Source organism: bacterium (assembly GCA_040754625.1).
GTDB lineage: Bacteria > JACRDZ01 > JAQUKH01 > JAQUKH01 > JAQUKH01 > JAQUKH01.
This window is the reverse complement of sequence record JBFMCF010000026.1, coordinates 1-23063: the sequence shown is the minus strand read 5'-3', so window position 1 is coordinate 23063 and position 23063 is coordinate 1. Positions and strand designations below refer to the sequence as shown.

21 protein-coding genes are annotated in these 23063 nt (G+C 40.1%); 6 read left to right on the top strand and 15 right to left on the bottom strand.

The features are described from left to right. Positions 1-430: 430 nt before the first annotated feature. The 13 genes from AB1498_01965 to AB1498_01905 form a co-directional block, all read right to left on the bottom strand. Positions 431-1543 (bottom strand): macro domain-containing protein, encoded by a 1113-nt coding sequence (locus AB1498_01965; GenBank protein MEW6087053.1) that lies wholly within the window; start codon positions 1541-1543, stop codon positions 431-433. 10 nt (positions 1544-1553) lie between these two features. Continuing rightward, complete coding sequence (locus tag AB1498_01960) at positions 1554-2096, bottom strand: DarT ssDNA thymidine ADP-ribosyltransferase family protein (GenBank protein ID MEW6087052.1); 543 nt, start codon at positions 2094-2096, stop codon at positions 1554-1556. A gap of 65 nt (positions 2097-2161) precedes the next feature. Further along, on the bottom strand, positions 2162-4324 hold the full coding sequence (locus AB1498_01955) for a site-specific DNA-methyltransferase (GenBank protein MEW6087051.1): 2163 nt from the start codon (positions 4322-4324) through the stop codon (positions 2162-2164). 226 nt (positions 4325-4550) lie between these two features. Beyond that, positions 4551-6038 (bottom strand): RNA-binding domain-containing protein, encoded by a 1488-nt coding sequence (locus AB1498_01950; protein MEW6087050.1) that lies wholly within the window; start codon positions 6036-6038, stop codon positions 4551-4553. 15 nt (positions 6039-6053) lie between these two features. Next, positions 6054-9011 carry a BPTD_3080 family restriction endonuclease gene (locus tag AB1498_01945; GenBank protein ID MEW6087049.1) on the bottom strand — a complete coding sequence of 986 codons (2958 nt, stop codon included), beginning with the start codon at positions 9009-9011 and terminating at the stop codon, positions 6054-6056. Positions 9012-9205: 194 nt separating this feature from the next. Continuing rightward, positions 9206-9928 (bottom strand): hypothetical protein, encoded by a 723-nt coding sequence (locus AB1498_01940; protein MEW6087048.1) that lies wholly within the window; start codon positions 9926-9928, stop codon positions 9206-9208. Positions 9929-10121: 193 nt separating this feature from the next. Then, a complete protein-coding gene (locus AB1498_01935; GenBank protein MEW6087047.1) occupies positions 10122-11510 on the bottom strand; it encodes a multiheme c-type cytochrome in 1389 nt (462 codons plus the stop codon). After that, positions 11507-11935: a ferritin family protein gene (locus AB1498_01930; protein MEW6087046.1), complete on the bottom strand. Its 429-nt coding sequence runs from the start codon at positions 11933-11935 to the stop codon at positions 11507-11509. The genes AB1498_01935 and AB1498_01930 overlap by 4 nt, the downstream gene beginning before the upstream one ends. A 113-nt stretch (positions 11936-12048) precedes the next feature. Beyond that, a complete protein-coding gene (locus AB1498_01925) occupies positions 12049-12477 on the bottom strand; it encodes an Rrf2 family transcriptional regulator (protein ID MEW6087045.1) in 429 nt (142 codons plus the stop codon). A gap of 79 nt (positions 12478-12556) precedes the next feature. Further along, on the bottom strand, positions 12557-12847 hold the full coding sequence (locus tag AB1498_01920) for a DMT family protein (protein MEW6087044.1): 291 nt from the start codon (positions 12845-12847) through the stop codon (positions 12557-12559). 94 nt (positions 12848-12941) lie between these two features. Beyond that, positions 12942-13274, bottom strand: coding sequence for a hypothetical protein (locus tag AB1498_01915; protein ID MEW6087043.1), 333 nt, complete (start codon positions 13272-13274; stop codon positions 12942-12944). Further along, on the bottom strand, positions 13271-13612 hold the full coding sequence (locus AB1498_01910) for a DUF5674 family protein (GenBank protein ID MEW6087042.1): 342 nt from the start codon (positions 13610-13612) through the stop codon (positions 13271-13273). Before AB1498_01910 ends, AB1498_01915 begins: the two co-directional genes overlap by 4 nt. A gap of 6 nt (positions 13613-13618) precedes the next feature. Beyond that, positions 13619-13852, bottom strand: a complete 234-nt coding sequence (locus AB1498_01905) for a zinc ribbon domain-containing protein (protein ID MEW6087041.1) — start codon at positions 13850-13852, stop codon at positions 13619-13621. A 265-nt stretch (positions 13853-14117) separates the two neighbouring features. Here AB1498_01905 and AB1498_01900 point away from each other — a divergent pair, with 265 nt between their 5' ends. The 3 genes from AB1498_01900 to AB1498_01890 all read left to right on the top strand — a co-directional run bounded on the left by AB1498_01900 (position 14118) and on the right by AB1498_01890 (position 17863). Then, positions 14118-15860 carry an ABC transporter ATP-binding protein gene (locus AB1498_01900; protein ID MEW6087040.1) on the top strand — a complete coding sequence of 581 codons (1743 nt, stop codon included), beginning with the start codon at positions 14118-14120 and terminating at the stop codon, positions 15858-15860. Continuing rightward, positions 15850-17628: an ABC transporter ATP-binding protein gene (locus AB1498_01895; protein MEW6087039.1), complete on the top strand. Its 1779-nt coding sequence runs from the start codon at positions 15850-15852 to the stop codon at positions 17626-17628. Before AB1498_01900 ends, AB1498_01895 begins: the two co-directional genes overlap by 11 nt. An 85-nt stretch (positions 17629-17713) precedes the next feature. Then, positions 17714-17863 carry a hypothetical protein gene (locus AB1498_01890; protein MEW6087038.1) on the top strand — a complete coding sequence of 50 codons (150 nt, stop codon included), beginning with the start codon at positions 17714-17716 and terminating at the stop codon, positions 17861-17863. Between the two features lie 14 nt (positions 17864-17877). Here the strand turns inward: AB1498_01890 and ala are convergent, their stop codons facing one another. Continuing rightward, positions 17878-18864 carry an alanine dehydrogenase gene (ala, locus tag AB1498_01885; GenBank protein ID MEW6087037.1) on the bottom strand — a complete coding sequence of 329 codons (987 nt, stop codon included), beginning with the start codon at positions 18862-18864 and terminating at the stop codon, positions 17878-17880. Positions 18865-19020: 156 nt separating this feature from the next. On the opposite strand from ala, the gene AB1498_01880 reads away from it, so the two are divergent. Together AB1498_01880 and AB1498_01875 are read left to right on the top strand one after the other, a co-directional pair. Continuing rightward, positions 19021-20322 (top strand): PAS domain S-box protein, encoded by a 1302-nt coding sequence (locus AB1498_01880; protein MEW6087036.1) that lies wholly within the window; start codon positions 19021-19023, stop codon positions 20320-20322. Continuing rightward, on the top strand, positions 20312-21556 hold the full coding sequence (locus AB1498_01875; GenBank protein ID MEW6087035.1) for an HD domain-containing phosphohydrolase: 1245 nt from the start codon (positions 20312-20314) through the stop codon (positions 21554-21556). Before AB1498_01880 ends, AB1498_01875 begins: the two co-directional genes overlap by 11 nt. Before the next feature lie 19 nt (positions 21557-21575). Here the strand turns inward: AB1498_01875 and AB1498_01870 are convergent, their stop codons facing one another. Next, entirely contained in the window at positions 21576-22658 is a 1083-nt protein-coding gene (locus AB1498_01870) for a putative glycoside hydrolase (GenBank protein ID MEW6087034.1), read from the bottom strand. Positions 22659-22758: 100 nt separating this feature from the next. Between AB1498_01870 and AB1498_01865 the strand changes: the two genes are divergently transcribed. Further along, positions 22759-22944: a hypothetical protein gene (locus tag AB1498_01865; protein ID MEW6087033.1), complete on the top strand. Its 186-nt coding sequence runs from the start codon at positions 22759-22761 to the stop codon at positions 22942-22944. Positions 22945-23063 lie beyond the last annotated feature (119 nt).

Here is a 23063-nt window from a genome sequence, read left to right as displayed (position 1 = left end):
ATCGTGTTAAATACACTTGCCAATTCTCTCAAATCCCTCTTAATCTCCCTTTTCTAAAGGGAGAAATCTAAAATTTACCCCGTTTCAAAACTTTCATTCCTTTCATACCTATTTTGACATTATCATGATGAGCACATCATTTATGAAGTCCCGAAAAACATCGGGACGAACAGAAATGATAGTGCGAATTGAACCCCGCACCAAATCGTCTACCAGTATTAAATAAACTTTTATCCTGAAATTTCAACACTTTTACAAAATATTTAACTTACACCAAATGGAGGATTTTGGTGCGGGGTAAATTCAGACTATCCCGATGCAACATCGGGATGTCTTCATATATATTCGAATATTAGCATATAAGAAACTATTTGTCAAGTGTTTTTTTGTTCCGGCCGGATTATATACTAATTAGATATCACGTTTTTACCTAAAACTCATAGTCAGCAATCGGTAATTCACAGGAAGGCTTTACATTAAACCATTTTAAAACACCAAGGTTTCGTACTGTTTCAGCAACTTCTTTTTCGCTTATGGGCGGCCTTCTTTTTTGTTTCCACTTCATAACTTCATTTAAAACATCTAACTCCGATATATCATTCTTTTTGTTTATTTCCTGCTCAACAAATAAAACTGTAGCTACAATTTCCGCTTTATTTGTATCCAAACGTAAAAATAAATCTACGGTTTTATTAATCAATTCATCCCATTTTTTTATGTCTTCTTTGTACTTTTCTCGATTATTTTCATATTCTGGCCCATAAATCACCCTGAGCATACTGCCGGATTGTTCTTCTCGAATCAGGCCCGCGTTCGCCAGTCTTTTCTTCACATCATCCAGCTCGCGGCAATAGGGCCCATAAGAGGCCCGAATATAATTTAACCCTGTTGGTAAACCTAAAACTGTCGCGACATAAGCAATTTTCTGAAAAATAGTCCGTCCCACAGGTATATAGTATTTTTGCCGTTCAATACGATAAATAATTTCAGTTAATACAATCCATGCAGGATTTATCTTTTGTAATATTTTCATTCCTGACCCTTCCTTGCGTAACCTGGATTCCCGCGATAAAAAATCAATTTTTAACTGTAAAGCAGGAGTGCCATACGGCGCGTATAGCTTAACAGGTATATCCCATTTTGACACGTATTTATATATGAGAGGGCCAACAGACTCCCATAGCAATTGTCCATTACCACATCCAAGAGGAGGAATCGCGATAGATTCGACTCCCCATTCTTTGTATTTTTCCGATAAAATCCTTAATCCTTTTTCAATATCTTCAATATGCGAAGCAGCCCTCCAGTGAGATTTTGTGGGAAAATTAATAATTTGGGGGTCAAACATGGATTCTTTATACAAATACGGGATTCCGGGTTTAAGCTCTTTTCTTTCGCATCGAGCAACATAATCTGTAAACATCTGAGGGAATAATTTTTTAAATTCAGCGGCAATTCCTTTCCCCATAATTCCTACGCAGTTAACCGTGTTTACAATAGTCTGCGCTTTAGATTGAAAAATATCACCAATTAAAATTTCCATAAATCACCTTTTAAAAAAATAAGTCATTTCTTATTATACATTTTATATCGGAAATTTTGCAAAATTTTTTTGAAGCAATATCATTGGCTACATATGCTCCGAAAATATAACCTGAAGGAACATAATTTGGGACCAAAACCTCTGCGCATTTTATGCCCGCATACCTATAATCTTTAATTGGATCTGTATTCTTCCAGTTAATGGTATAAATTTCATCCCTATCCAATAACGGTAATCCCTCTTTTACCGTTTTAAACCAGCAATCCCTTGCCGCATTCATATCTGTTATGATAACGCCGTTTAATTCTAAAATATCATTTTTAATTCTAAGAACGCAAATCTCGTCATTTACACTCCTCCTCGCGCTAAGCATTGGATTGTGCGAGTCAAAGTATAAATTAGCGTAATCATGAAGATTTTTATTTGTACCCGGTATTTTTTTAACAGCCCTTCTGGCTTGAACTCCCTCTTTTGAAATATCACGAAACTGCAATTTCTTAGATTTGTTGTGCGACAATATTCCATGCTCCATAATTGAAGGTACATTCTCAATATATGTAATTCCTTTACATCATTTTTATTCATAACGTATGACTCTTATTTCTTTCGCTAAATTAATTATTTTATTTCCACCACCTTCATTACTTCATCCCCAAAGTGATTAATAACCTTCACGGCAATTTTTCCGGTTTTTGGTTTTGGAAAGGGACGTGAGGTTGTGGAATAAAGTTCTTCCCATGCCGCTTCGTTAATATCTGCCTTGAGCGCTTTTTTAAGTTTTTCATACGGCTTATCGGCTCCCAAAAAGTAGGCATGTGTCACAAAGAAGGCATCGCCATTATAGCTTGTATCAATAAACCAGGCGGCAATATCGTGTTCAGGATCGCCGGAACCGCTGGAGCGAATTTCACTTTTTACAGGATCGTAAACATCAATGCCTATGATTTCTACAATAACCTCATCTTTCATCTTTTTAATTTTTATCTCAGGTTCGCCAAAGGCAAGAAATAAATTGCCTGAACCGGTTTTTTTCAAAAGGTCTCCCATGGAAAGGTCGGGATTAATTTTGACTTTCATTATACGCAAGCCGTTAATTTCTGCCGGCACGGAAAAGGCCGACGCGTCAAAAGAGGTCGCCGCTACTATTAAAAGGCCGGCAAACCTTTTCGCGACCTTTGCCGCATCACGCACAAAATCATCGTCTATACTACCAAATTCGGGGCCGATGGCGACAGCGGCTTTTTTAAAACCGTCCAATGTTTTATATTCTCCAATAGCCTGCACCTCCGGCCCGCTGGGAAGAATATCGAGATTTACAAATTCTACCCTCGCCCCTTTTTCACCGGTTTGCACCCCGGCTTTAAGTAAATTTGCTATTACTATTTCCACAAAACGCTCAGAAGAGAGCATTTCCTGCGCGTCTGAAACGCGATGAGGAGAAAGAGATTCAACGGTAAACGGGCCTGTTACACGTACGATTTTCTTATCCTCAAAAGGCTGATCGTATAGCACTTCTTGTTCAGCAGGTTCATCGTTTGCCAGTGATTTCAAGGTTACATGCGGTACGGTTTTATATTCAAAGCCATGGCTAACATTATCTTGATCTTTTAGTTTGTAATACGGAAACTTGGCAGTCATCAGACGCGTGCGCGCCAAAGCAAGAGCCACGCGTGAGGTGTCAATCGTAATCCAGCGCCTACCCCATTGCTCGACAACATACGCGGTTGTACCGGAGCCGCAGGTTGGGTCGAGGACGAGATCGCCGGGATCGGTGGTCATTAAAAGACATCTTTCAACTACAAAATTAGAGGTTTCAACAATATAACTTCTTTGAGTTGGACCATTTGTGTCATCCCAAAAATTAGTAATTTTTTGGAAAGGGAAATCTGAAATTTTCATCGCATAAGATAAACTTTGTCCCTCAGCTTTAATTCTGCCCATATTAATTAGCTTTTCTAATTTATCTTTTGAGACTATCCAACTAAAACCGCTTGAAAACGAATAATTTTTCTTATTAAATTTAACTTCATAAGCATTCTCTGGGGTATATCCTGGCGCTCTCAAAGAAACTAATCTGTACCACTCTCCATTTTCATCCTTATTCCATCTGGATTTATTGTCTGGATTATAATCTTGATAAAGTTGTCTGTATTTTAATCTTTCCTTATCCTTACCATACCAAATAATAAAATCATTCATTGTATCTAAATACTTCGCTCCCAAAGGCATTGTTTTTTTTCTAAACGGTATTATTGAAACAAAATTAACTGGCCCAAATATTTCGTCCAAAATATTTCTTACAAGGTGTACATTCTCTTCATTAATCTGCACAAAGCAACTCCCACTTTCCGTTAAAAGTTCCCGCGCAGTAATCAACCGATCCCGCAAATACGAAAGATAAGAATGAATCCCGAGCTCCCATGTATCACGAAAAGCCTTGACCTGCTCCGGCTGGCGAATAAAATCTTCCAGCTTATCCTTGACATCGCGTTTACGCGTGGAAACCTGCCAGTTAGAACCGAATTTGATACCGTAAGGCGGGTCAAAGTAAATAGTCTGCACCTTGCCTCGCATACCTTCTTTTTCAAGCAAGCTATTCATCACAAGCAGGCTGTCGCCAAGTATCATTCGGTTCTGCCAGTTGTCCTCGTGTTTATAAAATTCCACCGCTTTGCTGAACTGCTCCTGCGCTGTTTCCCCGAAAAGAAGCATCTGCGAGGCCTCGTTCACGCCGGATTTAAGCCGCGCGATTATCGCCTCAGGCGCGATTTTTTCCTGCACATAGATGAAATCTCAAAGTCCGCGCCCGCTTCTTTTTTACCGGCCCAAACCAATTGCGGGTCCAGCGACGGATCATATTCATATTTTTTCTTTACAGGCTGTTTTTCACGGGCCGAGAGCTTTACCGATTCTTCCTGCGTAGGAATGCGCGCGCGTTTATCTCATGTTTGTATGATGAAACAGGCGCGGCATCTGTCGGCCCCTGCATCTTTTTTTTAGCCATATTTTAATTAATCTCCTTTCGGGTAACAAGCCAATGCCCGCCTTTATCCGGGCCAACTCTTTTCAGAAGGCCCATATCTTTTAATTTGGCAAGATTCTCCTGTGTTTTGCGAGAGGATATCCCAATTAGCTCACCCAAAGCTTGCGCGGAAATTGCTGGATCTTTAGCAAGCGCTTCAATAATTTTTTTCTGATTTGAAGATAATTTTTCTACGACCTTTTCTACGACCTTTTCTACGACCTTTTCTTTCGCCTTCGGATGAATCTTAAGCGTCGCCATAAAATATTCCCTGTCGTCATCCGTTTCAAAAATAGGCGCAGGGGATCCATTCCTTTTTAAGGCCTTGCGAATTTTTGGGAACCCGGTACAGCGGCCTTCTGTTAAATGAAGTTCTTTTAAAAAATCACCCAGGCGGCTGTTTCTATAACGATGAGAAGTAACGATCGGCTTATTTATATTGTCTTTTCCAAGCGGTGGTAACGGCCCTGGATAACTGAGAATAAGAATACGGCCAGGATATATCCGCACTTCAACCGGTTCCCGTTCTTCATAACTTCTGTGATACACCGCGTTGACCAAAGCTTCTTCAAGCGCCTCATACGGATAATTATAAAATCTGTCTGCTTCCGCTTGGCCTGGTACTTTACGGACAAACTCTTTGATTACCGTATTCTTCAAATAACCAAGCGCGGAACGAACTTGCTGCTGGACAGGGCCGGTGAAAATCTTTTCCGCGAACACATCTCCTGCCTCATCTTCAAACTCGACAATATCAATCCGCGCGCGAGGAAAAAATTTCTCCGGATTATCGTTGAAAAGCATAAGCCCAATATTTTTCGGTTTTAAATATTCCGCAGAACCCTGAGCGATATTCATACGTAAACACAAATCTGAAAACGGCACCTTTGATACCTCGTCAGAAAGGGCGCTGCGAATTTCCGCCAGATAGGACCGAATCAAGGTAATATTAAGATCATTCAAATTAGCGTTATGGTTAATACGGTCATCAAAAGGAATATTATTGGCAAGTTTTATTAAACTACGCTCTTCTCCCGCAGTTACCGGTTTAGTTACTGAATTGCGACGGATATAATACGCATACTCCGCTCCTTTAGACAAACTCACCGCGGCCTTATACGGGCGGCCATATCCGCCTGGAACCCAGATAATGACGATATCTTTATTTTCAAATTTCGTTACCTCAACTACAGGGAAATATTCAGGCCTTATTTTGTAGGATAGCACTAAAAGTTCTTTTTGAATCTTCGCAATCTCAGACTGAGACAGCCCTTTTGGCGGAAATACCGGAACGTCCTTTTTCTCCGCGACACCAATCACAATGTAGCCGCCGCCCCAATTATTTATATCATTGGCAAAGGCGCACATCGTATGTAAAATCGCTTCAGGATTCCAGCCTTCCTTAAATTCAAGGCGTTCGGACTCTACAACACGGCCATGAAGCAATTCATAAATATTAATTGGTAATGCCATATCGATTTTACCCTTTTAGCTCTGCTCAGCGATAAAAGCGCGTATATAATTCTGTGTTTCGTGAATATCCTGCACTTCAATAAGCGCCCATTTTTCGAATTTATCCATATTATTTACAGCCGGAATCCACATTTCGCGGGCTGTTTTTATTTTCATTGTTTTTTTATCGTCTTTTTGGCCGGTAACTTCAATTATAAGATTTAAGATAGATTTATCGGGCTTTTCGATTTTCACAATAAAATCAGGGGTATATTGCCGTCCAATACCCTGATGTTCATAAGGGATAGTAAACCCTAAATTTTGATTTTTCACGTAGGCAAGCACTTCAGGCATCTGCTCCAGCCTTTTTGCGACCCCCTGTTCCCATTCTTCAGTATCCGCGACAACATAATTCACATGGCTTTTTTCGGTCTCCCGAACTTCCTTAGTCGTCAAAAAATCAACATAACGAGTAGAACCTAAGGTATCGTAAGGAACCAGAATCGGTAATACCTTTTTATCTTTTTGGCTTTGAATATTTTCACTTATTATTGCCTGCTGAATTTTTGTTAAAGCGCCTGAATAATATTCTCCTACTAAAAGATACCCTATTACCATTCGGTCTTTCAAAACTATATAATCCTTAATATATTTTTCAACAATTCGTTTTAGATTTGGGAAAAGCCAATACTTCTCCGTGCCGTCAGCGTCAGTGTAATAACGTTTTAGCAAAGCTTGAGACAGGCGCATAATAACTTCGCCTTCCCGGCGTTCTTTTATCTTCTCCATTGTTTCTTTAGTCTCCGCGCCTATCACCCCGCTGCTTATCACTTCGGTAGGTTCGTTCTCAATAATGGTTTTTGCTTCATCCGTAAAATGCGCCGCCAGTTTGGCTTCATTTAATTCATAACGATAGCCCTCAACGCGGGGATAAGCAATTTCATATTTTTCGCGTTCCGGTAACGCATGGACCCGGTGAAAAACTTTTGGAGGCTGAGGAGGAGTATCACCTTCTGCTTTTAAGAAATTAAACGGAACCCCATAAACCTCAGCATATTCGGGTGTCATAAGGCCGGTTGCCGCATCAACGTTATAATCGATACGGCGCAGAGCCCTGCCGATTACCTGTTCACATAAAAGCTGGGTGGAAAACGCGCGCACGCCTAAAATATGCGTTACGGTATTGACATCCCAGCCTTCAGTAAGCATTGAAACTGAAACAACACATTTAATATTCTCGCCCAGCTTGCCGGGTTTGCCAACGGTATTCATTACTTCACGCAATAATTCTTCATCTGTCGGCTCGGTCCGGCCCGGAAAACGCCGGCGGTATTCTTTATGGAAATCTTCAATTTCTTTATCAAAAATATTTTTAAATTCCGCATTGATTTTTTCACCGCTTTCAAGCTGGGCGCTGTCAATAAGCAAGGTATTTGGACGGTCGAGAAAACGCACTCCGTCTTCGTTGCAAAATATAGGCAGGTTACCTTTTTCTATTTGAATTTTACCGCTCGCGGTCTCTTTCTCATAGCCGGCTATCCAGCGATAAACCAATTCTGAAACCGTTGTATTGTTGCATACCACAATCATTACCGGAGGCATTACTCCTGAATTATTTTTCTTGTGTTTCTCGTATTCACGATAGTATTTTTCGTAACTTCCATAAAGGGATTCCAAAGCTTCCTGCAGGGTTTTAGGCAAAAACAATACTGAAAGGTTATATTCCTTCCCGCCTGTTCTTAAGCCTTTTTTGGGGAGAGCCTCACGAACATGCAGCCATAAATTACGAAATTCCGGTTCATCGCCTTTAGCAATGGTGTCTGACTCAATCGGCAAACGCGGGATCTTCACAACGCCGCATTCCAGAGCATCTAAAAGAGAAAAATCATAAACCGTCCATGGGAATAAGGTGCCTTCCTGATAACCGGAACCTCGCAAAAAATAAGGAGTCGCGGAAAGGTCAATAATTCCATTAACGGTAATTTTTTTGTAAAGCGCTTCAATGCCGCTTATCCAGACACGAGCTGATTTATTGTTTTCCTCAGCTTCTTTTCTATCTTCACCTGCCAATTTTTCTTCGTTTGGTTTTTCCCGATAGCAATGATGGGCTTCATCGTTAATAACCAGAACCCGCTGTTTGTTGAGAATACTTTTAAAGGACCTGTTTACCATGGCGTTTGGAGTTTCTTTCATGGCTTCATCTTTAACGAGGCCCGAAGCTTTCATTACAGCGCCGAGTTGAAAACGAGGATTTTGGCGTAATTCCAGCTGGTGAAAATTTGTGATAAAAACTACCGCCTGCTGAAGAAGTTCTAAATCCTGAATTGAAACTATAGCGCGCTGTCGATAATAGTTCTGAGGATCATTCGGCCTTAATACATTAAGGCGGTCTCTAATAGTAATACCGGGAGTAATAATGACAAAAGTGTCTGTAAAACGCGTATCCTGCGGGTAACGGATTTTATTAAGCGTATGATAAGCAATAATCATTGCCATTACTACGGTTTTTCCTGAACCTGTAGCCATTTTGAAGGCTAAGCGGTATAAACCGGGATTTGCGTCAGAACTTGCTTTTTTCAGCTCATTAATTATCCAATTTTCCCCGGATTTTTCCGCGACTTCATTAATATACATTAACGTTTCAAGCGCCTCTATCTGACAGAAAAATAACTTATTTTCTCGATTTTCATCACTCCAGTAAAAAAGCAGGCCGCGGGAGGTTTTTGTTATCCCCTGATAACCGGCATCGCGCCAAGCTTTTATTTTATCCCGGATTTTATTTATAAATTCATTTTCTTTCTCAAGCTCGCTTCCATAAGCTCCTTCAGCAATATTCAGATCAAGCTGTTTTTCTTTGGTCTTAGCTCTTGGGACAGGGATATAGAAACTGCTTGGGCGGCGAAAATTCAGGATTTCTTCGGTTAAGCCCCGCTCATCCGCGTTGAAATGGCGACTTGGCTCAAAATATGGAGAATTTAAAATTGGTGATTTCATAATTATTTTAATCTTATCATGAATCCTAATTTTTCTTCATTTAAAATAATGTATAATTTTACCACCAAAACTCAATAATATTTTTAATTTTTTTGATAATGGGCGGGCGCTCAATCCCTAAAGAATAAACTGTCAGCGCAAGTAATTTGAAAATTTCTTCTTTCGCGGTTAAGATTTTTTATGTTTACACAAGTTCATTTCGGGATTGGCAGCGCCAAATCTTCCCCCGATGGATTGAGTTTAATACTATCCACCTTTGTAGTCGCCGTATGCGCGCCTGAGGCGTAATTTTCCTCGCGAAACGGGAACAAAACGTTATCCACTTTCCTGAAATCCGAATAGTCCGCCGCGAACTCAAGTTTCATTGGTCCTTCCGACACAGTCTCGGCCCGGGTAACTAAATGTGTTTTCGCGTCAATAAAAGCATTCATATACATGCCCTTATCAAGCGGAACTACAAGAACTGACTGTCCTTCTTTTGTTTTCATAAGGCGTATTTTTAACCTCATGCTATCCAGTATCCATGGGATATTGGCCCGTGCCGCCTGAAGAACCATCGAATCGCGCAATGGGCCCGTCACCGAAGATAATTTATCGGGGCCAAAACCTCTCAACGCCTTTTCTCCTTCAAGCAGGCGGATCTCCATATCGGATGGATAGCTAATAAGAACTTTCAGACGGAACGGGCCTTCGGAAACCCTGATGACTTTACCGTTATCTCCACGGACATGGGTTTGCAAAACAGCTTCCAGGCGATACGACTTAATTGAAAATACATTCTGCCGCCCGCCATAGGCTTCGATAACCTGATCTATAAAATTCTCAGCGTCATTTGATTGAGCGGCGGCCGGCGACGAGGAATAAAGCATAAGTAAAGCTATCACCGTCCCGCTTTTAAGCAAATGTCTTAAAATCATGATCGATCCTCCTATAATTTACCCTTTTAATGGAGCGTCCATTTTTCATGTTATTATTGTAGGGGCTCGATTTATCAAGCCCTATTTGTCAATTTATTTTGGGTTCGATAAATCGAACCCCTACATTTAGACAATCTAAAATAAAGAGAAACCAGAGGGAACCTTTTTAAAAGGTTCCCTCTAATATTGCGTTTTAACCTTTAGTTATTTTAACAGATTTTGAAGCAGTTGTCATATCCACGATCGGCAAAACAGGCGCGTCCTTCCCTAACAGAAGGTTAGCCACTGCCTGAGGATATGACCGGTATCGCAAAGTCGCTTTAACCTGCAAATTCCCTTTTGTTCCTGGCGGGATTTCAAAATTATAATTCTGTATCGCTGAACCTTTTGGAGGAATAGTCGTATTATACTCAAACCGCGCGATCTCCCAGGGTTTCACTGTATGATTTCCGTCTTTATCCACTGATTTCGCGTGAAACATCGCGGCCTCAGGGTCAACATTATAGTCCTTGTCCAGCCATCCGGAGTGTAATATTTTCCTGCCGGATCCATCTGCCACTTCAACCTCCAGCCACATCTGGCGCACCTCCGTTAGGCTTGTCGGCAAATTATGCCCTGCCGCGGAATTTGTTACTTTAATTTTAAAACCTCCTATCTTCCCAGCTTTAAATTCATCAGGAGAAATTATTTCGAGCTTAGCGGCGCTTTGCAGCCGTTTCGTGGCCGCTTCAGAATGTTTGGTATAACCTAACAATCCCGGGATCGTAAAATTAGCCCCGTCAAAATTATGTTTGTAAATATGTTCTCTATCCGGGCCGCTATTCGAAGCCTTACCGGAACGTTGTACTTTTTTCAATGTGCGGGCTATCTCAACCGCGTCCTCAACATCCGCCATATGGCAATCCTGGCAAATTATCCCGTTCTGGCTGTAGACCGAATTTTTCCATTCATCATACGTCCGCTCGATCGGAAAATTATTGACAGGATGAAACACATGATGGCAATTGGCGCAAAACTCGGCTGAGGTATGCAGTTCTGAATATTCAGCAGCATGGTGAGGAGATTCCGCGTCCTTAAAAGGCCCTCGCTTCGTCCCGGATTCGATAATAAATGTGGCATTATGCGGCTCATGCCCTTCGGCTTCCATGTAAGTGCTGGATTTAATACTATGGCAGACATCACACTGAACTCCTTTTTGAGCGATTTCGCTGAGATTATAATTTCCCTGCCCGTCTTTTTTCCCGAGTTCATCGCTGACCGTGCCTATGGCCGTATGGCAGCCGGCGCACAATTTTTCAGTTAATCCGTTTGTTTCTTTATTTCCTATTTTCCATAAAGCCTGGAACACGGGATCAACGAACGCGTTTGAATGCATGGACCCTTTCCATTGGTCGTAAATATCGGTGTGACACGCCCTGCAGACCTCCGGCTGTTCAAAATCACCGGACTTTACCGGTTTTCCGGTGTTAGTGTTTATAAGCGAAGGGAAAAAAGGATATTTTTCGTTTTTTTCTTCCGCCCTGGCCGATGTGCCTCCAAACAACATCACTCCCGCAATTAACACATATAATATTTTTTTCATTTTTTATTCTCCTGTTTTATAAAATATCTTTGCAATAAACCCCGCAAAATCCCGGCATGGCGGTTTTCATCCCTGGACGATTCGTGAAAAAAATCATGGGCGCAGTCAATCGCTATTTCTTTGCATTTCTTCGCCGCGTCATATTTGCCCGAGCACGCGCCAATTTCTCCCGAAAGCATGCGTTCCAGATTTTCTTTTAAACTTGGTGATATTTTTCCGTTCAACTCAGCGAATCGTGCCGCGTGTAACGCCTCCTCCCACGCGATTTTTGAAAGGGCCGCCGCCACTTCCGGATATCCATACCCTTCCGCCTGCCGCGCCATAGCAAGATACAGGCCTGTTTCATTTGTTTCTCCCTTGAAATTCATTTCCACCTGGTCCTGAATTACGGTATCTTTGGTGCTTCCAAGTAAATTTTCCGCCATAATTTAACCTCCTTTTTAAATATTTTCTTAAATTTGAGAAGATCCGTTTTTCTCACATAATAAAACACCTCCGATATATGACCATATTGGTTATATATATAAGTAAAAAAATTTCAGGCTTTCTTCTTATGTCCATTACCGGGCTGGCAGGTTAATTTGTCCAAAGTCGCATCGGATAATATACGCTGGACTGACTCTTTCGCTTCACGCCATACCGTATGCACCGGGCAAACCGCATCCCTTGAACAATATCCTTTATGTATCATGCATTTATTAAGGTGTATAGGCCCTTCCATGGCCGACACAATGTCCCATAAACTAATTTTCGAGGGAGGCTTCCTCAGGGAAAAACCTCCCGCCACCCCTCGATAAGATTCCACCAGCCCCGCGGCAAGAAGAGGCTGCATGATTTTTATAAAAAACGCCGGCGTGATTTCCTGCGTGCGGCATATGTCCTGTTTTTTCGCCACCTGGCCGGCCGGCAGAGCGGCCATGTATAACAGCGCCCTGACAGCAGATTCAGATGCTTGTGATATAACCATTTAAAAACTCCTCGATATTAATTATTACTAAATTGGTTATATATTACACCCGAAAATATTCCTTGTCAAGCATTTTTTTCTACCATTTTTTAAACACAAAAAACACCGCTCCTATCATCAAACCAAATCCAACCAGGTAATTCCATTTCAGTTCTTCCCTGAGATAAACCACGGAAAAAACGCAGAAGACAGCCAATGTTATAACCTCCTGGATTGTTTTTAACTGCGCCGCGGAATATTTATAATGCCCGATCCTGTTAGCCGGCACCTGGAAACAATATTCAACGGACGCTATAAGCCAGCTTATAAGGATCACCTTCCATAAAGGCGAATCCTTATATTTAAGGTGCCCGTACCAGGCGATCGTCATAAAAATAAAAGAATAACCGTAGCCATTAATTCTCCTTCTTAATGATGGCAGGCCGCGCAGTCATTATGTTCTTTAAGGCAATTAAACAATTTTTTCAACAATTCAATCTTGCCATATAATTAAAAGCAAGGAAGTAATTCTGCAAAGATTTATCGGTTGATTTATACTCGTTATCAAAAGCGAAATAATCCGCCAATACTTCATAAAGACGCGTTAATTCTTTGAGCCGTTTTATATTTTTCTGGTCGGAAATGGTTAAGGAAAGAAGTTCTAAACCCCGTTCAAAGGCCTTGCGGCTGTATTCCGGATTTTTTTTATTCTTCCAGTTAATGGCCCTGATAATTTCACTTCCAATATTGGCCATCTGAACAGGAAACGAAAATTTGGACCATCTTCCATCGGCTAATTCTTTATGCTGATAATTCATTTATCCACCAATTTATTCACTATAACTTTAATCTTCCGCACTGCCTCAGGATCATCCACTCCCCTGCTGCGGTTCCCCTGGGAAGGCCTAAGGTTAATCATTGAATCAAATTCAATAAAATCATCCCCGACGAGTTCAGGATATAAATTAATACCCCAGATGGAATTTTGTTTTGACCCGTTTTCCAAAAGCAGGGCCTCTTCATCAGAATGAAGTTCCGCGTCAACCGCCATAATTTCTTTTTCAATATCGATAACGGCCTTTACAAGATTTCCAAAACTGTTTACCGCCATTGTTTTCAATTCTTGAAGTGTAATTTTATCTTTAATAATTTTCATAAGTCTCTAGTGGCAACTCCCGCAGTTATGCGTCACGCAGCTTCCGCACCCGCCTCCTGAAGAAGGAGCGAACTCCCCTGAATCGCCTTCTTTTCCCGCCACCCCAAACAGCGAGACTTTTTTCCTGACATTGGAACTTCCGCATTTGGCGCAAACAACGTCCTTCTTTTGCGAAAAAGAACGAAATAATTCTTCAAATTCTTTATTGCAATCCTGGCAGCAAAATTCATATATCGGCATTGTCTTTATCTCCTTTTTTCCTGGAAATATTATAACATATTGGCAATGATTGAAATATGATATTTTAACTAATCCCGCAATCCCCTGAATCCAGCCCCTCGTTCTCCTGAAGGGGAGGTTATAAAAAAGCCCCTAAATCCCCTAAAGGGGACTTTCTCCCCCTTTAGGGGGTTTTGGGAGGCGCACAAGGGGGGATCTTCAGGAGCCAAGGGGCTTATTAAATAAATCTTATCACAAACCCAAACTTGCTGTTATAATATTTTTAATGAAAAAACTTATCCTGTATATCGCCCGTTATAAAAAATCTTATATTCTCGGCGCCGTGTTCGCTGTGTTCACCTCAATCGCAGGAATATTTATCCCCTGGATACTCAAATATGCCGTTGACGACTTATCAAAAAATATCTCATATGAAAAAATACTGAAATTTTCGGGCCTTATTATCCTTGCCTCGGTTGCAGAGGGTATATTCAGGTATTTTATGAGGCGGATTACAATCGGCGCGTCAAGGCGCATCGAATATGACCTTCGAAACGACTATTTCTATCACCTTCAAAAACTCCCGCTTTCTTTTTATGACCAAAACAACACGGGCGACCTGATGTCGCGCGGGACAAGCGACCTTAATGCCATCCGGATGCTTCTTGGGCCCGGAATCATGTATTCCGCGGACACAATTACCACTTTTATATTCGCGTTCACAATGATGGTTCTAATTGATGTTAAACTTTCGGTTTTGTCGCTTATACCCCTGGTACTCCTTACAATAATTATCGCAAAAATGGGAGGGAAGCTGAGTAAACTTCACGAAACAGTCCAGGAAAAAATTTCGGAGGTAAGCCGCTCGGCGCAGGAATATCTTTCAGGAATAAGGATCATTAAATCCTTCGTCAGGGAAGAAACAGTGTCCGGTAATTTCAGGGAAAAAAGCGATGAATATCTGCGTGCCAGCCTTAAGGTCACAAAAATGTGGGGGATGTTTTTTCCCCTGATGTTTTTAATGTCGGGTTTAAGCACATTAATTGTATTGCTGTTTGGCGGCAAAATGGTAATTTTAAAAAAAATTACCCTGGGGGACTTTGTCGCGTTTAACGGCTTCCTAACGCTTCTTGTCTGGCCCATGATGGCGATCGGCTGGGTAATAAATCTTTTCCAGGCAGGGATAGCCTCAATGAAAAGAATTGATCTTGTGATGGACCAGGCCCCTTCCCTGGAAATAATTCCCCCTGATTCAAAGCCGCGGCAGCCGCTTAAAAAAATCGAATTCGTGAATTTAAATTTCAGTTACCCGGGAAAAAGTGAAAAAATCCTCAAAGACATAAATTTTGTGATAAATCCCGGTGAAATCATAGCGATAATGGGAAAAATCGGTTCGGGCAAAACAACCCTTGTCAACCTCGTGGCGCATTTTTATGAAACAGAAAATAACATGCTTTTTATAAATGGGGAAGATATTAACAAAATACCCATGTTAACTATTCGTGAACATATTGGTTTTGTCCCACAGGAAACATTTCTGTTTTCCGATTCCATCAACAACAATTTAATCTACGGTCTTAAAAATGTCCCGCCTGATAATATTATTGAAGAATCCGCAGCAAACGCCGGGATGTTAAACGAAATTAACGGTTTGCCTGAAAAATTTGAAACGATGCTGGGTGAACGCGGAATAAACCTTTCCGGCGGCCAGAAACAAAGGATGTCTATCAGCCGCACGTTAATTACAAACCCATCCATTATAATTTTTGACGATTGTTTTTCCAGCATGGACGTCGAAACAGAAAGAACAATCATGAAAAATCTCGAGGCAAAAGTCAAAGACAAAACTATAATAATTATAGGCCACAGGACATCGACAATACGAATGGCTGACAGAATTATTGTTCTGGATGAAGGCAGAATCGCGGAATCCGGAACACATGAAAAACTTTTAAGGAAAAACGGGCTTTACGCTGTGCTTTATCATTTAGAAAGCCTAAAAGAAGAGTTGGAAACCAATGCACAATAACCCCTTTATTTACGATACCAAATCGAAGGCGTATGACCACGCGGTAATGACGAGGCTTTTGAAATACCTTTTACCGCAAAAAAAATACATTGTTTTCGCGTTACTGCTTTTGACCGCGAATTCATTATTGATATTGATAAACCCATACCTTGTCAAGGTGGCGGTGGATTCTTACATTCTCCAGGGAAGCCTTGCGGGCCTCAATAAGATCGCGGTTTTATACCTTTTGGTCATAACACTTTCTTTCATCGCCCGTTACACTCTGATGTATACAAGTGAACTCATCGGGCAAAGGACCATCCACAATATAAGGATGGAGATTTTTAACCATGTTATAGAACTTCCCAATTCTTTTTTCGACAAGAGCCCTGTAGGGAAAATCATGACAAGCCTGACTAACGACATGGAGACATTAAATGAACTTTTTACGTCGGGCATTATCATGACAATAAGCGATATAACCATGCTTATCGGGATTATTATCGCGATGATTGTCTTAAGCACAAAACTCGCGCTTGTGGTTTTTTCCGTCCTGCCTTTTTTAATAATCGCTTCGCTCATTTTCCGGAAGAAAGTAACTGTAAGTTTCAGGACTATAAGGAGCAAGATCGCGGCGATAAACGCATACCTGCAGGAAAATATCTCAGGCATTAAAACGGTAAAAATATTCAGCCGCGAAGAAAAAAATTTCGGACAATTCGACAAGTTAAACAGAGAACATCTTGACGCATATCTTGACACGATTTTTTACTATTCCGTGTTTTACCCGGTCGTGGAACTTATCGGGGCCGCCGGCATCGCGTTAATTATCTGGTATGGAGGTTTTGGGGTAATCCAGAAAACCGTTCCGATTGGGATTTTAATAGCTTTCCTGCAATATATGGAAAAATTTTTCAGGCCTATTGAAGATTTAAGCGAAAAATACAATATTTTTCTTTCCGCTGTTGTATCAGGTGAACGGGTATTCAGGCTCCTTGACACAAAAGATACCATTATTAATCCTGAAAATCCTGCCAAAACCGGCAATTTTAAAGATAATATAACGTTCAAAAACGTGTATTTTTCTTATAAAGCTGACCCGGCTGAACCGGGCTATGTTTTGCGGGATTTAAACTTTACGATAAAAAAGGGCGAGAAGGTCGCGATTGTGGGGCACACAGGGGCGGGAAAGACTTCAATCATGAATATACTCGGCAGGTTTTATGAAATACAAAAAGGCGAAATTTTAATTGACGGTATAAACATAAACCATATTGACAAAAAAGATTTGCGCAGGCTTTTCGGCCTTATCCAGCAGGAGTTATTTCTTTTTCCCGGGAGTTTCAGGGATAATATATCCCTCGGGGATAAAAACATTAGTTTTGAAAGGATAAAAAATTCAGCTTGTTTATCCCGGGCAAACACATTTATTGAAAAATATGAAAAGCAATATGATCAAAATGTATTTGAACGGGGAGCGATTCTATCAACCGGGCAAAAACAGCTTCTTTCTTTCGCGAGGGCGCTCGCGTTTGATCCTGAAATTTTGCTGATGGACGAGGCTACCTCCAACGTCGATCTTGAAACAGAAAGACTGATTCAGGAGGGTATGGAAAACCTCTTAAAAAACCGTACCGCCATCATCATCGCACACCGCCTCTCAACCATTCGCCACGCCGACAAGATTATCGTGATGCATAAGGGAATGATTAAGGAAGAAGGACCTCACGAAGAATTGCTTAAAAAACATGGAATTTATTATAAACTTTACCAGATGCAATTTAAATAACAGCGGGCAATTATGTAAAATTACATCGACGGGAGGCCAAAAAAGTTATAAAATAACATTTAAATAACCAAGGAGGGTAAACCCTATGATAAAAAGAGAGCGCCGTTCGGGAAGAGAAAGAAGGTCAAGTAAAGACCGCAGGAGATACCGAGTGGATCACAGCCAGAACGAACGAAGAACCAGGCCTTTCAGAAGGTTATTATCCGAAAGAAGAAGATGTAAAAAAGTCTGGTAGTTTATTAAGAGGCTCTAAATTAATTCAATATATCTGCCTTTCTTTTCTCTTAATGCTTTTTCATAAATTACGTTCGCTATAGCCGTGTCCTGTATCGCGAGGCCTGTAGAATCAAAAACCGTTATTTCTTTGTCACGGGTCCTGCTTCTTTTTTTGCCTGTAACTATTTCTCCTATGTCGGCAAAGATGTTTTCCTTTGAGATTATTCCACTGCTTAACGGCACATTTATCTCGCCGCTGTGAGACGCCTGTTCCCAGCAGTCCACAATTATCCTCGCTTTTTTTAAAATACCGGGGTCAAGTTCTTCCTTGCCTTTTGAATCCGCTCCAATTGCGTTTATATGAACTCCTTCTTTCAGCCATTCCAGTTTAACTATTGGTTCTCGCGAAGGCGTTGTTGTAACAACTATGTCACAGCCATAAACACATTCTTTAACTGTGCCGCAGACTGCCATTTTAAAATTCTTATCCATTTTTTTAATAAACGTTTCTGCCTCGCTTGTTTTAAAGCCCCATACTTTCACTTTTTTAATATTAAAAAATTTGTCCAGCGCCAAAAGCTGGGTTTTTGCCTGTGCGCCGCATCCCACAAGCGCGATATCCTGTGAATCGCATCTCGCGAGGTATTTTGCCGCGATACCCCCCGCCGCGCCTGTCCTTAACGCTGTCGCGTAACCCGCATCCATAATGCATAAAGGAAAACCATTATCCGGATCGCTTAAAATAATAATTGCCATAACCGTCGGAAGCCCTTTTTTCTTGTTATCCGGATGCACATTCACCCATTTCATACTGCATCCTTTAAAACCTTCAATATAAGCAGGCATCGCCCTGAAATCTCCATTATATTCGGGTAAATTCAAATATAATTTTGCGGGCATTTTGGTTTTTCCTTCACCTAAAGCATAAAATGCTTTTTCAACAGCCTCAATTGCATCTTTCATCCCGACTAACTTTTTTATTGTTTTACCGTTCAAAATTAAAGTTTTATTTTTATGCATTCTTGTTATATCCCTTTTTATCTGATATTATATACACTTCAAGCATCGTTGTCCAACCTGAAATAATGGAAAAGTAAATTTATTCAAATTTTTGAATGAAAATGACGAAAATAATTCAGAGCCTCTTAGTCTTAAAAATAAAACATTCATAATAAAATGGATTTAATCTTTTATTACTTTCAAAATAATTTAGATGTTGTATTTCTTATTTACGGCTTGGCATTTATTGTAATGGGGAATGTCATTTTAGTCCAGCCGAGGGAAAAAAGCGCGTTTGAAATCGCAAATGTTTTGTGGCTTCTGGCATTATTCGGCATAACACACGGGACAAACGAGCTCTTAGACATGTGGACTATAATTAAAGGAAGACACTCTGTCTCAGATGTAATACGCTGGTTTATACTGGCTGTTTCTTATGTTTTCTTATTTGAATTCGGCAGGCAGCTCTTTTGTCTGGCAGCATCGAACACAAATTCGTGGCATAAAAAATTTTCTAAACTGCTTACCTGGTGGTTAACACCCGCAATAGCTGCTTTTATCCTGATTGTAAGCGCCGCATCTTCCGACTTTTGGACAGCGGGCACTACCTGGACGAGATATCTTTTTGGTTTTCCAGGCGGAGTTTTAATCAGCCTCGGCTTCTTTTTATACTATAAACTGGAAAAAGAAACATTAGAACAACTGAAGGTAAAAAAATATTTTAAATCAATAGGATCATCATTTTTAGTTTATGGTATCCTTGGGGGATTAGTAGTCCCGAAAGGGAATTTCTTCCCGGCCAATTATATTAACACGGATTCATTTCTATCAATAGTCCACATCCCTGTCCAGGTATTCCGCGCTTTATGCGCTATAATTGTTGCGCGGGCGACAAGCGGCATACTTAAAATTTTCAACTGGGAAATAAGGACTAAACTCGAAGAAGCCCATACAATGTTAAAAGGACAATTAAAGGAAATTGAAAAGAGCTACATGGAAGTTGTTGAAAACTCCTCTGATATAATCTATTTTATAGATACAAATAATTTTATTATCCGTTCAAACAGGCAGGGGTATGAATCTTTTCATTATTTAAAAACAGAAATTATAGGCAAACATCTTAAAGAATTATGCACCTTTGAACTATGGAAGGATATAGAAAACTGCTTAGAAAAGCTTAAACGTGAAGGGACATTTTTAATCGAGAGAGGGAATATAATAAAAAAAGATGGCGAAAAACTGGATGTTACAATACATTTAGTTTCAATTTACGATTCTAAAAAAACTTTTGCAGGCATAAGAGTAATAATCAGGGATATAACAAAAAAAGTAAAGCTTGAAGAAGAACAGGCAAAAAGGGTGAAAGAACTTGAAGATTTCTACGAAATGGCCATTGGCAGGGAGCTTAAAATGCTTGAACTTAAGGAAGAAATAAACAGGCTTAATAAAAAACTAAAAAGTAAAAATCATGAAATCTAAATTTAGCCTTTTTATCGGCGCATTCGGGTGGTTGATATTTATAACATATCTTTTCTATGATTATAACGAGCACGGCGAATATTTATTCCGGCACCTGTTTTTAGCAAATACTTTTTATGAAAATTTCCTGCATGTCCTTATTTTAATAACACCTATTGGTTCAACGTTAACCGCATACCTGACAGATGAAAGAAAAAAACTCCTGGTAAAGGCACAGCAGTCTGAAAAACAATTAGAACACGCGGCCAACGAATGGAAGGAAACATTTGACTCTATGCCTTATGGCGCTATGCTGGTTGATAATAAATTTAATATCTTGAGGATAAATAAATATTTTTCCGACCTCTATAAAATACCTATAAAAGAGTTAATCTCAAAAAAATGTTATGAGGTATTTCACAAAAAAAATAATCCCATAGATGATTGTCCGTTAGAAAAGTCATTAAAAACCCGGCATTCAGAAACATACGAATATTATAATAAGAATTTCAATAAGTATTTTAAAGTAAATATTACACCTGTATTTGGCGGAGGGTCGGCCCCAATAGGTTTTGTCCACTTGTTAATTGATATTACAGAAGCTAAAGAGCAGCAAAATAAACTTATTAAAAGCAGGAACGCCTTTTTTAATATGCTTAAGGATACTGACGGCGCTCATAAAGATTTAAAAGAATTATACCACGACCTTATTGTTGCCTTTGCAAACGCAATAGACGCGAAAAGTCACTGGACAAAAGGCCATTCTATAGGTGTTGCCAAATATGCCGTGGCTATAGCCAGGGAAATGGGAATAAAAGAACACGATATAGATATTCTTAATATCGCGGCTTTGCTGCACGATATCGGGAAGATAGGAACGGATGATGAAATACTCGATAAAACAACTAAACTGACTGACGAGGAATTCGCGCTTATAAAAAAGCATACTATCCAGGGGGAAGAAATTTTAAAACCAATAAAAAGTTTAAATACTATTGTGTCCATTATAAGATCACATCATGAAAAAATCGACGGGAAAGGTTATCCCGATAACCTTAAAGGCGATAATATACCGCTTCTCGCGAGAATATTGTGCGTCGCCGATTCTTACGACGCGATGACTTCCGAAAGGCCATACCGCTCTTCAATCAGCAAAAAAGACGCTTTATCTGAAATAAAAAGATGTTCCGGGACACAATTCGACACACAGGTTGTTGAAGCACTTTTTAAACTCGAGGAAAAAGAAAAAACATAATATATTTTTTTGGGGGGGGTTAAAGAGGGAGCGTTTTCTTCCTCTTTTGATAGACCGGCCAGGAATAATTTCCCCACGCGTTCCACGCAAGCCATCCCGTTGCTTCAGTATCATTTACAGCTTTTATCTGGGAAAGCACATAATTACCGTTAAAGACATCGTTAACGCGGTAAGAAAAATCCTGGATCCACGGCCTGACTTTCGCTTTTGTCAATGTCGCGTTGCATAATGTTTTTTCTGTTAAATATTTCATCGCTTCATAGGGATGAAACCGCGGATTATTAATGACCGAAAATTCATCAGCAATATGGGAAGGATAATTCATCGGGCAAATATAATCCAAGTATTTGGACATGTAACCAATACGCTGCCCAAGTATCTCAATATCCTCCCGCTTATTCATGCATGCTATCCCAAAAACATCCGCTGAAAGCTTAATTGAACTATTATATGATTTTATATTCTTATAAAGATATTCCAAAAAACCCTCAATCGCTTCATATGGCCGTAAGGCATTTCCGGGTTTTTGATAGCTCCCCCTGTCCCCGGGATTTGGAAAACGGATATAATCAAAATTTATTTCATCAAATCCAAAATCCACCAGTTCTTTTATTATTGACAGATTATATTTCCACACCATCGGATGATAAGGTTTTGTCCAATTCCCGTTTTTTGACAGGGCCCATCCAGGCTGGCCCCTTGACAAAACCGTATCCTGGAAAACCACAACGCGCGCGATTGTATAAATCCCCATATTTTGGAATTCCCGTACCAGGAGCTTTACGTTTTTAATTACCGGTTTACAGGCCCCTATTTTTTGGGCTAATTGCACTTTGCTTTCATATGGCAGTAAACCGTCTTCCGTTTTCATCGCGATTACAATCATGTTCAAATTCGATTGTTTATAGTAATCAAGTATTTCCCTTGTTTTTTCCCTGCTTGAAAAGCACCAGGGGGTAAAGTGCAATCCTCTCTGGTTTTTCGTAAGAACCATGCTTTTTTCTTTTTCATAAGAAGCATATCTTAAAGGGGACCTTGCAAAGACCTCAAAAGCAAATACCTGCAGTAAAATCAAAGTAAATATTGTGTGATAAGCCTTCATTGTTTTGCCTCCACACCATTTATATATGCCTTATAATTTAATTCGTCTATTATTGTAAAATATTTTATTTTTTGCCGATAATACGGTAAAAGGACAAAAAATGGCATGGATAATAGTTAGCGGCAAAAAAGCTTTAAAAGATAATAATTTTAAATTGAAACGTGATGAAAAAATCATCGGCCGGGATGTTATTTTGGAACGCTCGAAGATACCGGGAATATTCAAAAACCATCTCAAATACTATGCCCTCCCCTTCCAGGCTCCTGCTGTAGCTGTGGATATTTGATAATGTCAAAATAGGTATGAAAGGAATGAAAGTTTTGAAACGGGGTAAATTTTAGATTTCTCCCTTTAGAAAAGGGAGATTAAGAGGGATTTGAGAGAATTGGCAAGTGTATTTAACAC

Excerpts from the sequence above, each read along its gene's own strand:
- AB1498_01915 (MEW6087043.1), bottom strand. The coding sequence starts at position 13,274 with ATGAATTATCAGCATAAAGAATTAGCCGATGGAAGATGGTCCAAATTT.
- ala (MEW6087037.1), bottom strand. The coding sequence starts at position 18,864 with ATGCATAAAAATAAAACTTTAATTTTGAACGGTAAAACAATAAAAAAG.
- AB1498_01920 (MEW6087044.1), bottom strand. The coding sequence starts at position 12,847 with ATGACGATCGCCTGGTACGGGCACCTTAAATATAAGGATTCGCCTTTA.
- AB1498_01940 (MEW6087048.1), bottom strand. The coding sequence starts at position 9,928 with ATGATTTTAAGACATTTGCTTAAAAGCGGGACGGTGATAGCTTTACTT.
- AB1498_01945 (MEW6087049.1), bottom strand. The coding sequence starts at position 9,011 with ATGAAATCACCAATTTTAAATTCTCCATATTTTGAGCCAAGTCGCCAT.
- AB1498_01900 (MEW6087040.1), top strand. The coding sequence starts at position 14,118 with ATGAAAAAACTTATCCTGTATATCGCCCGTTATAAAAAATCTTATATT.
- AB1498_01950 (MEW6087050.1), bottom strand. The coding sequence starts at position 6,038 with ATGGCATTACCAATTAATATTTATGAATTGCTTCATGGCCGTGTTGTA.
- AB1498_01875 (MEW6087035.1), top strand. The coding sequence starts at position 20,312 with ATGAAATCTAAATTTAGCCTTTTTATCGGCGCATTCGGGTGGTTGATA.
- AB1498_01925 (MEW6087045.1), bottom strand. The coding sequence starts at position 12,477 with ATGGTTATATCACAAGCATCTGAATCTGCTGTCAGGGCGCTGTTATAC.
- AB1498_01895 (MEW6087039.1), top strand. The coding sequence starts at position 15,850 with ATGCACAATAACCCCTTTATTTACGATACCAAATCGAAGGCGTATGAC.
- AB1498_01935 (MEW6087047.1), bottom strand. The coding sequence starts at position 11,510 with ATGAAAAAAATATTATATGTGTTAATTGCGGGAGTGATGTTGTTTGGA.
- AB1498_01890 (MEW6087038.1), top strand. The coding sequence starts at position 17,714 with ATGATAAAAAGAGAGCGCCGTTCGGGAAGAGAAAGAAGGTCAAGTAAA.
- AB1498_01880 (MEW6087036.1), top strand. The coding sequence starts at position 19,021 with ATGGATTTAATCTTTTATTACTTTCAAAATAATTTAGATGTTGTATTT.
- AB1498_01870 (MEW6087034.1), bottom strand. The coding sequence starts at position 22,658 with ATGAAGGCTTATCACACAATATTTACTTTGATTTTACTGCAGGTATTT.
- AB1498_01905 (MEW6087041.1), bottom strand. The coding sequence starts at position 13,852 with ATGCCGATATATGAATTTTGCTGCCAGGATTGCAATAAAGAATTTGAA.
- AB1498_01910 (MEW6087042.1), bottom strand. The coding sequence starts at position 13,612 with ATGAAAATTATTAAAGATAAAATTACACTTCAAGAATTGAAAACAATG.
- AB1498_01930 (MEW6087046.1), bottom strand. The coding sequence starts at position 11,935 with ATGGCGGAAAATTTACTTGGAAGCACCAAAGATACCGTAATTCAGGAC.
- AB1498_01965 (MEW6087053.1), bottom strand. The coding sequence starts at position 1,543 with ATGGAAATTTTAATTGGTGATATTTTTCAATCTAAAGCGCAGACTATT.
- AB1498_01865 (MEW6087033.1), top strand. The coding sequence starts at position 22,759 with ATGGCATGGATAATAGTTAGCGGCAAAAAAGCTTTAAAAGATAATAAT.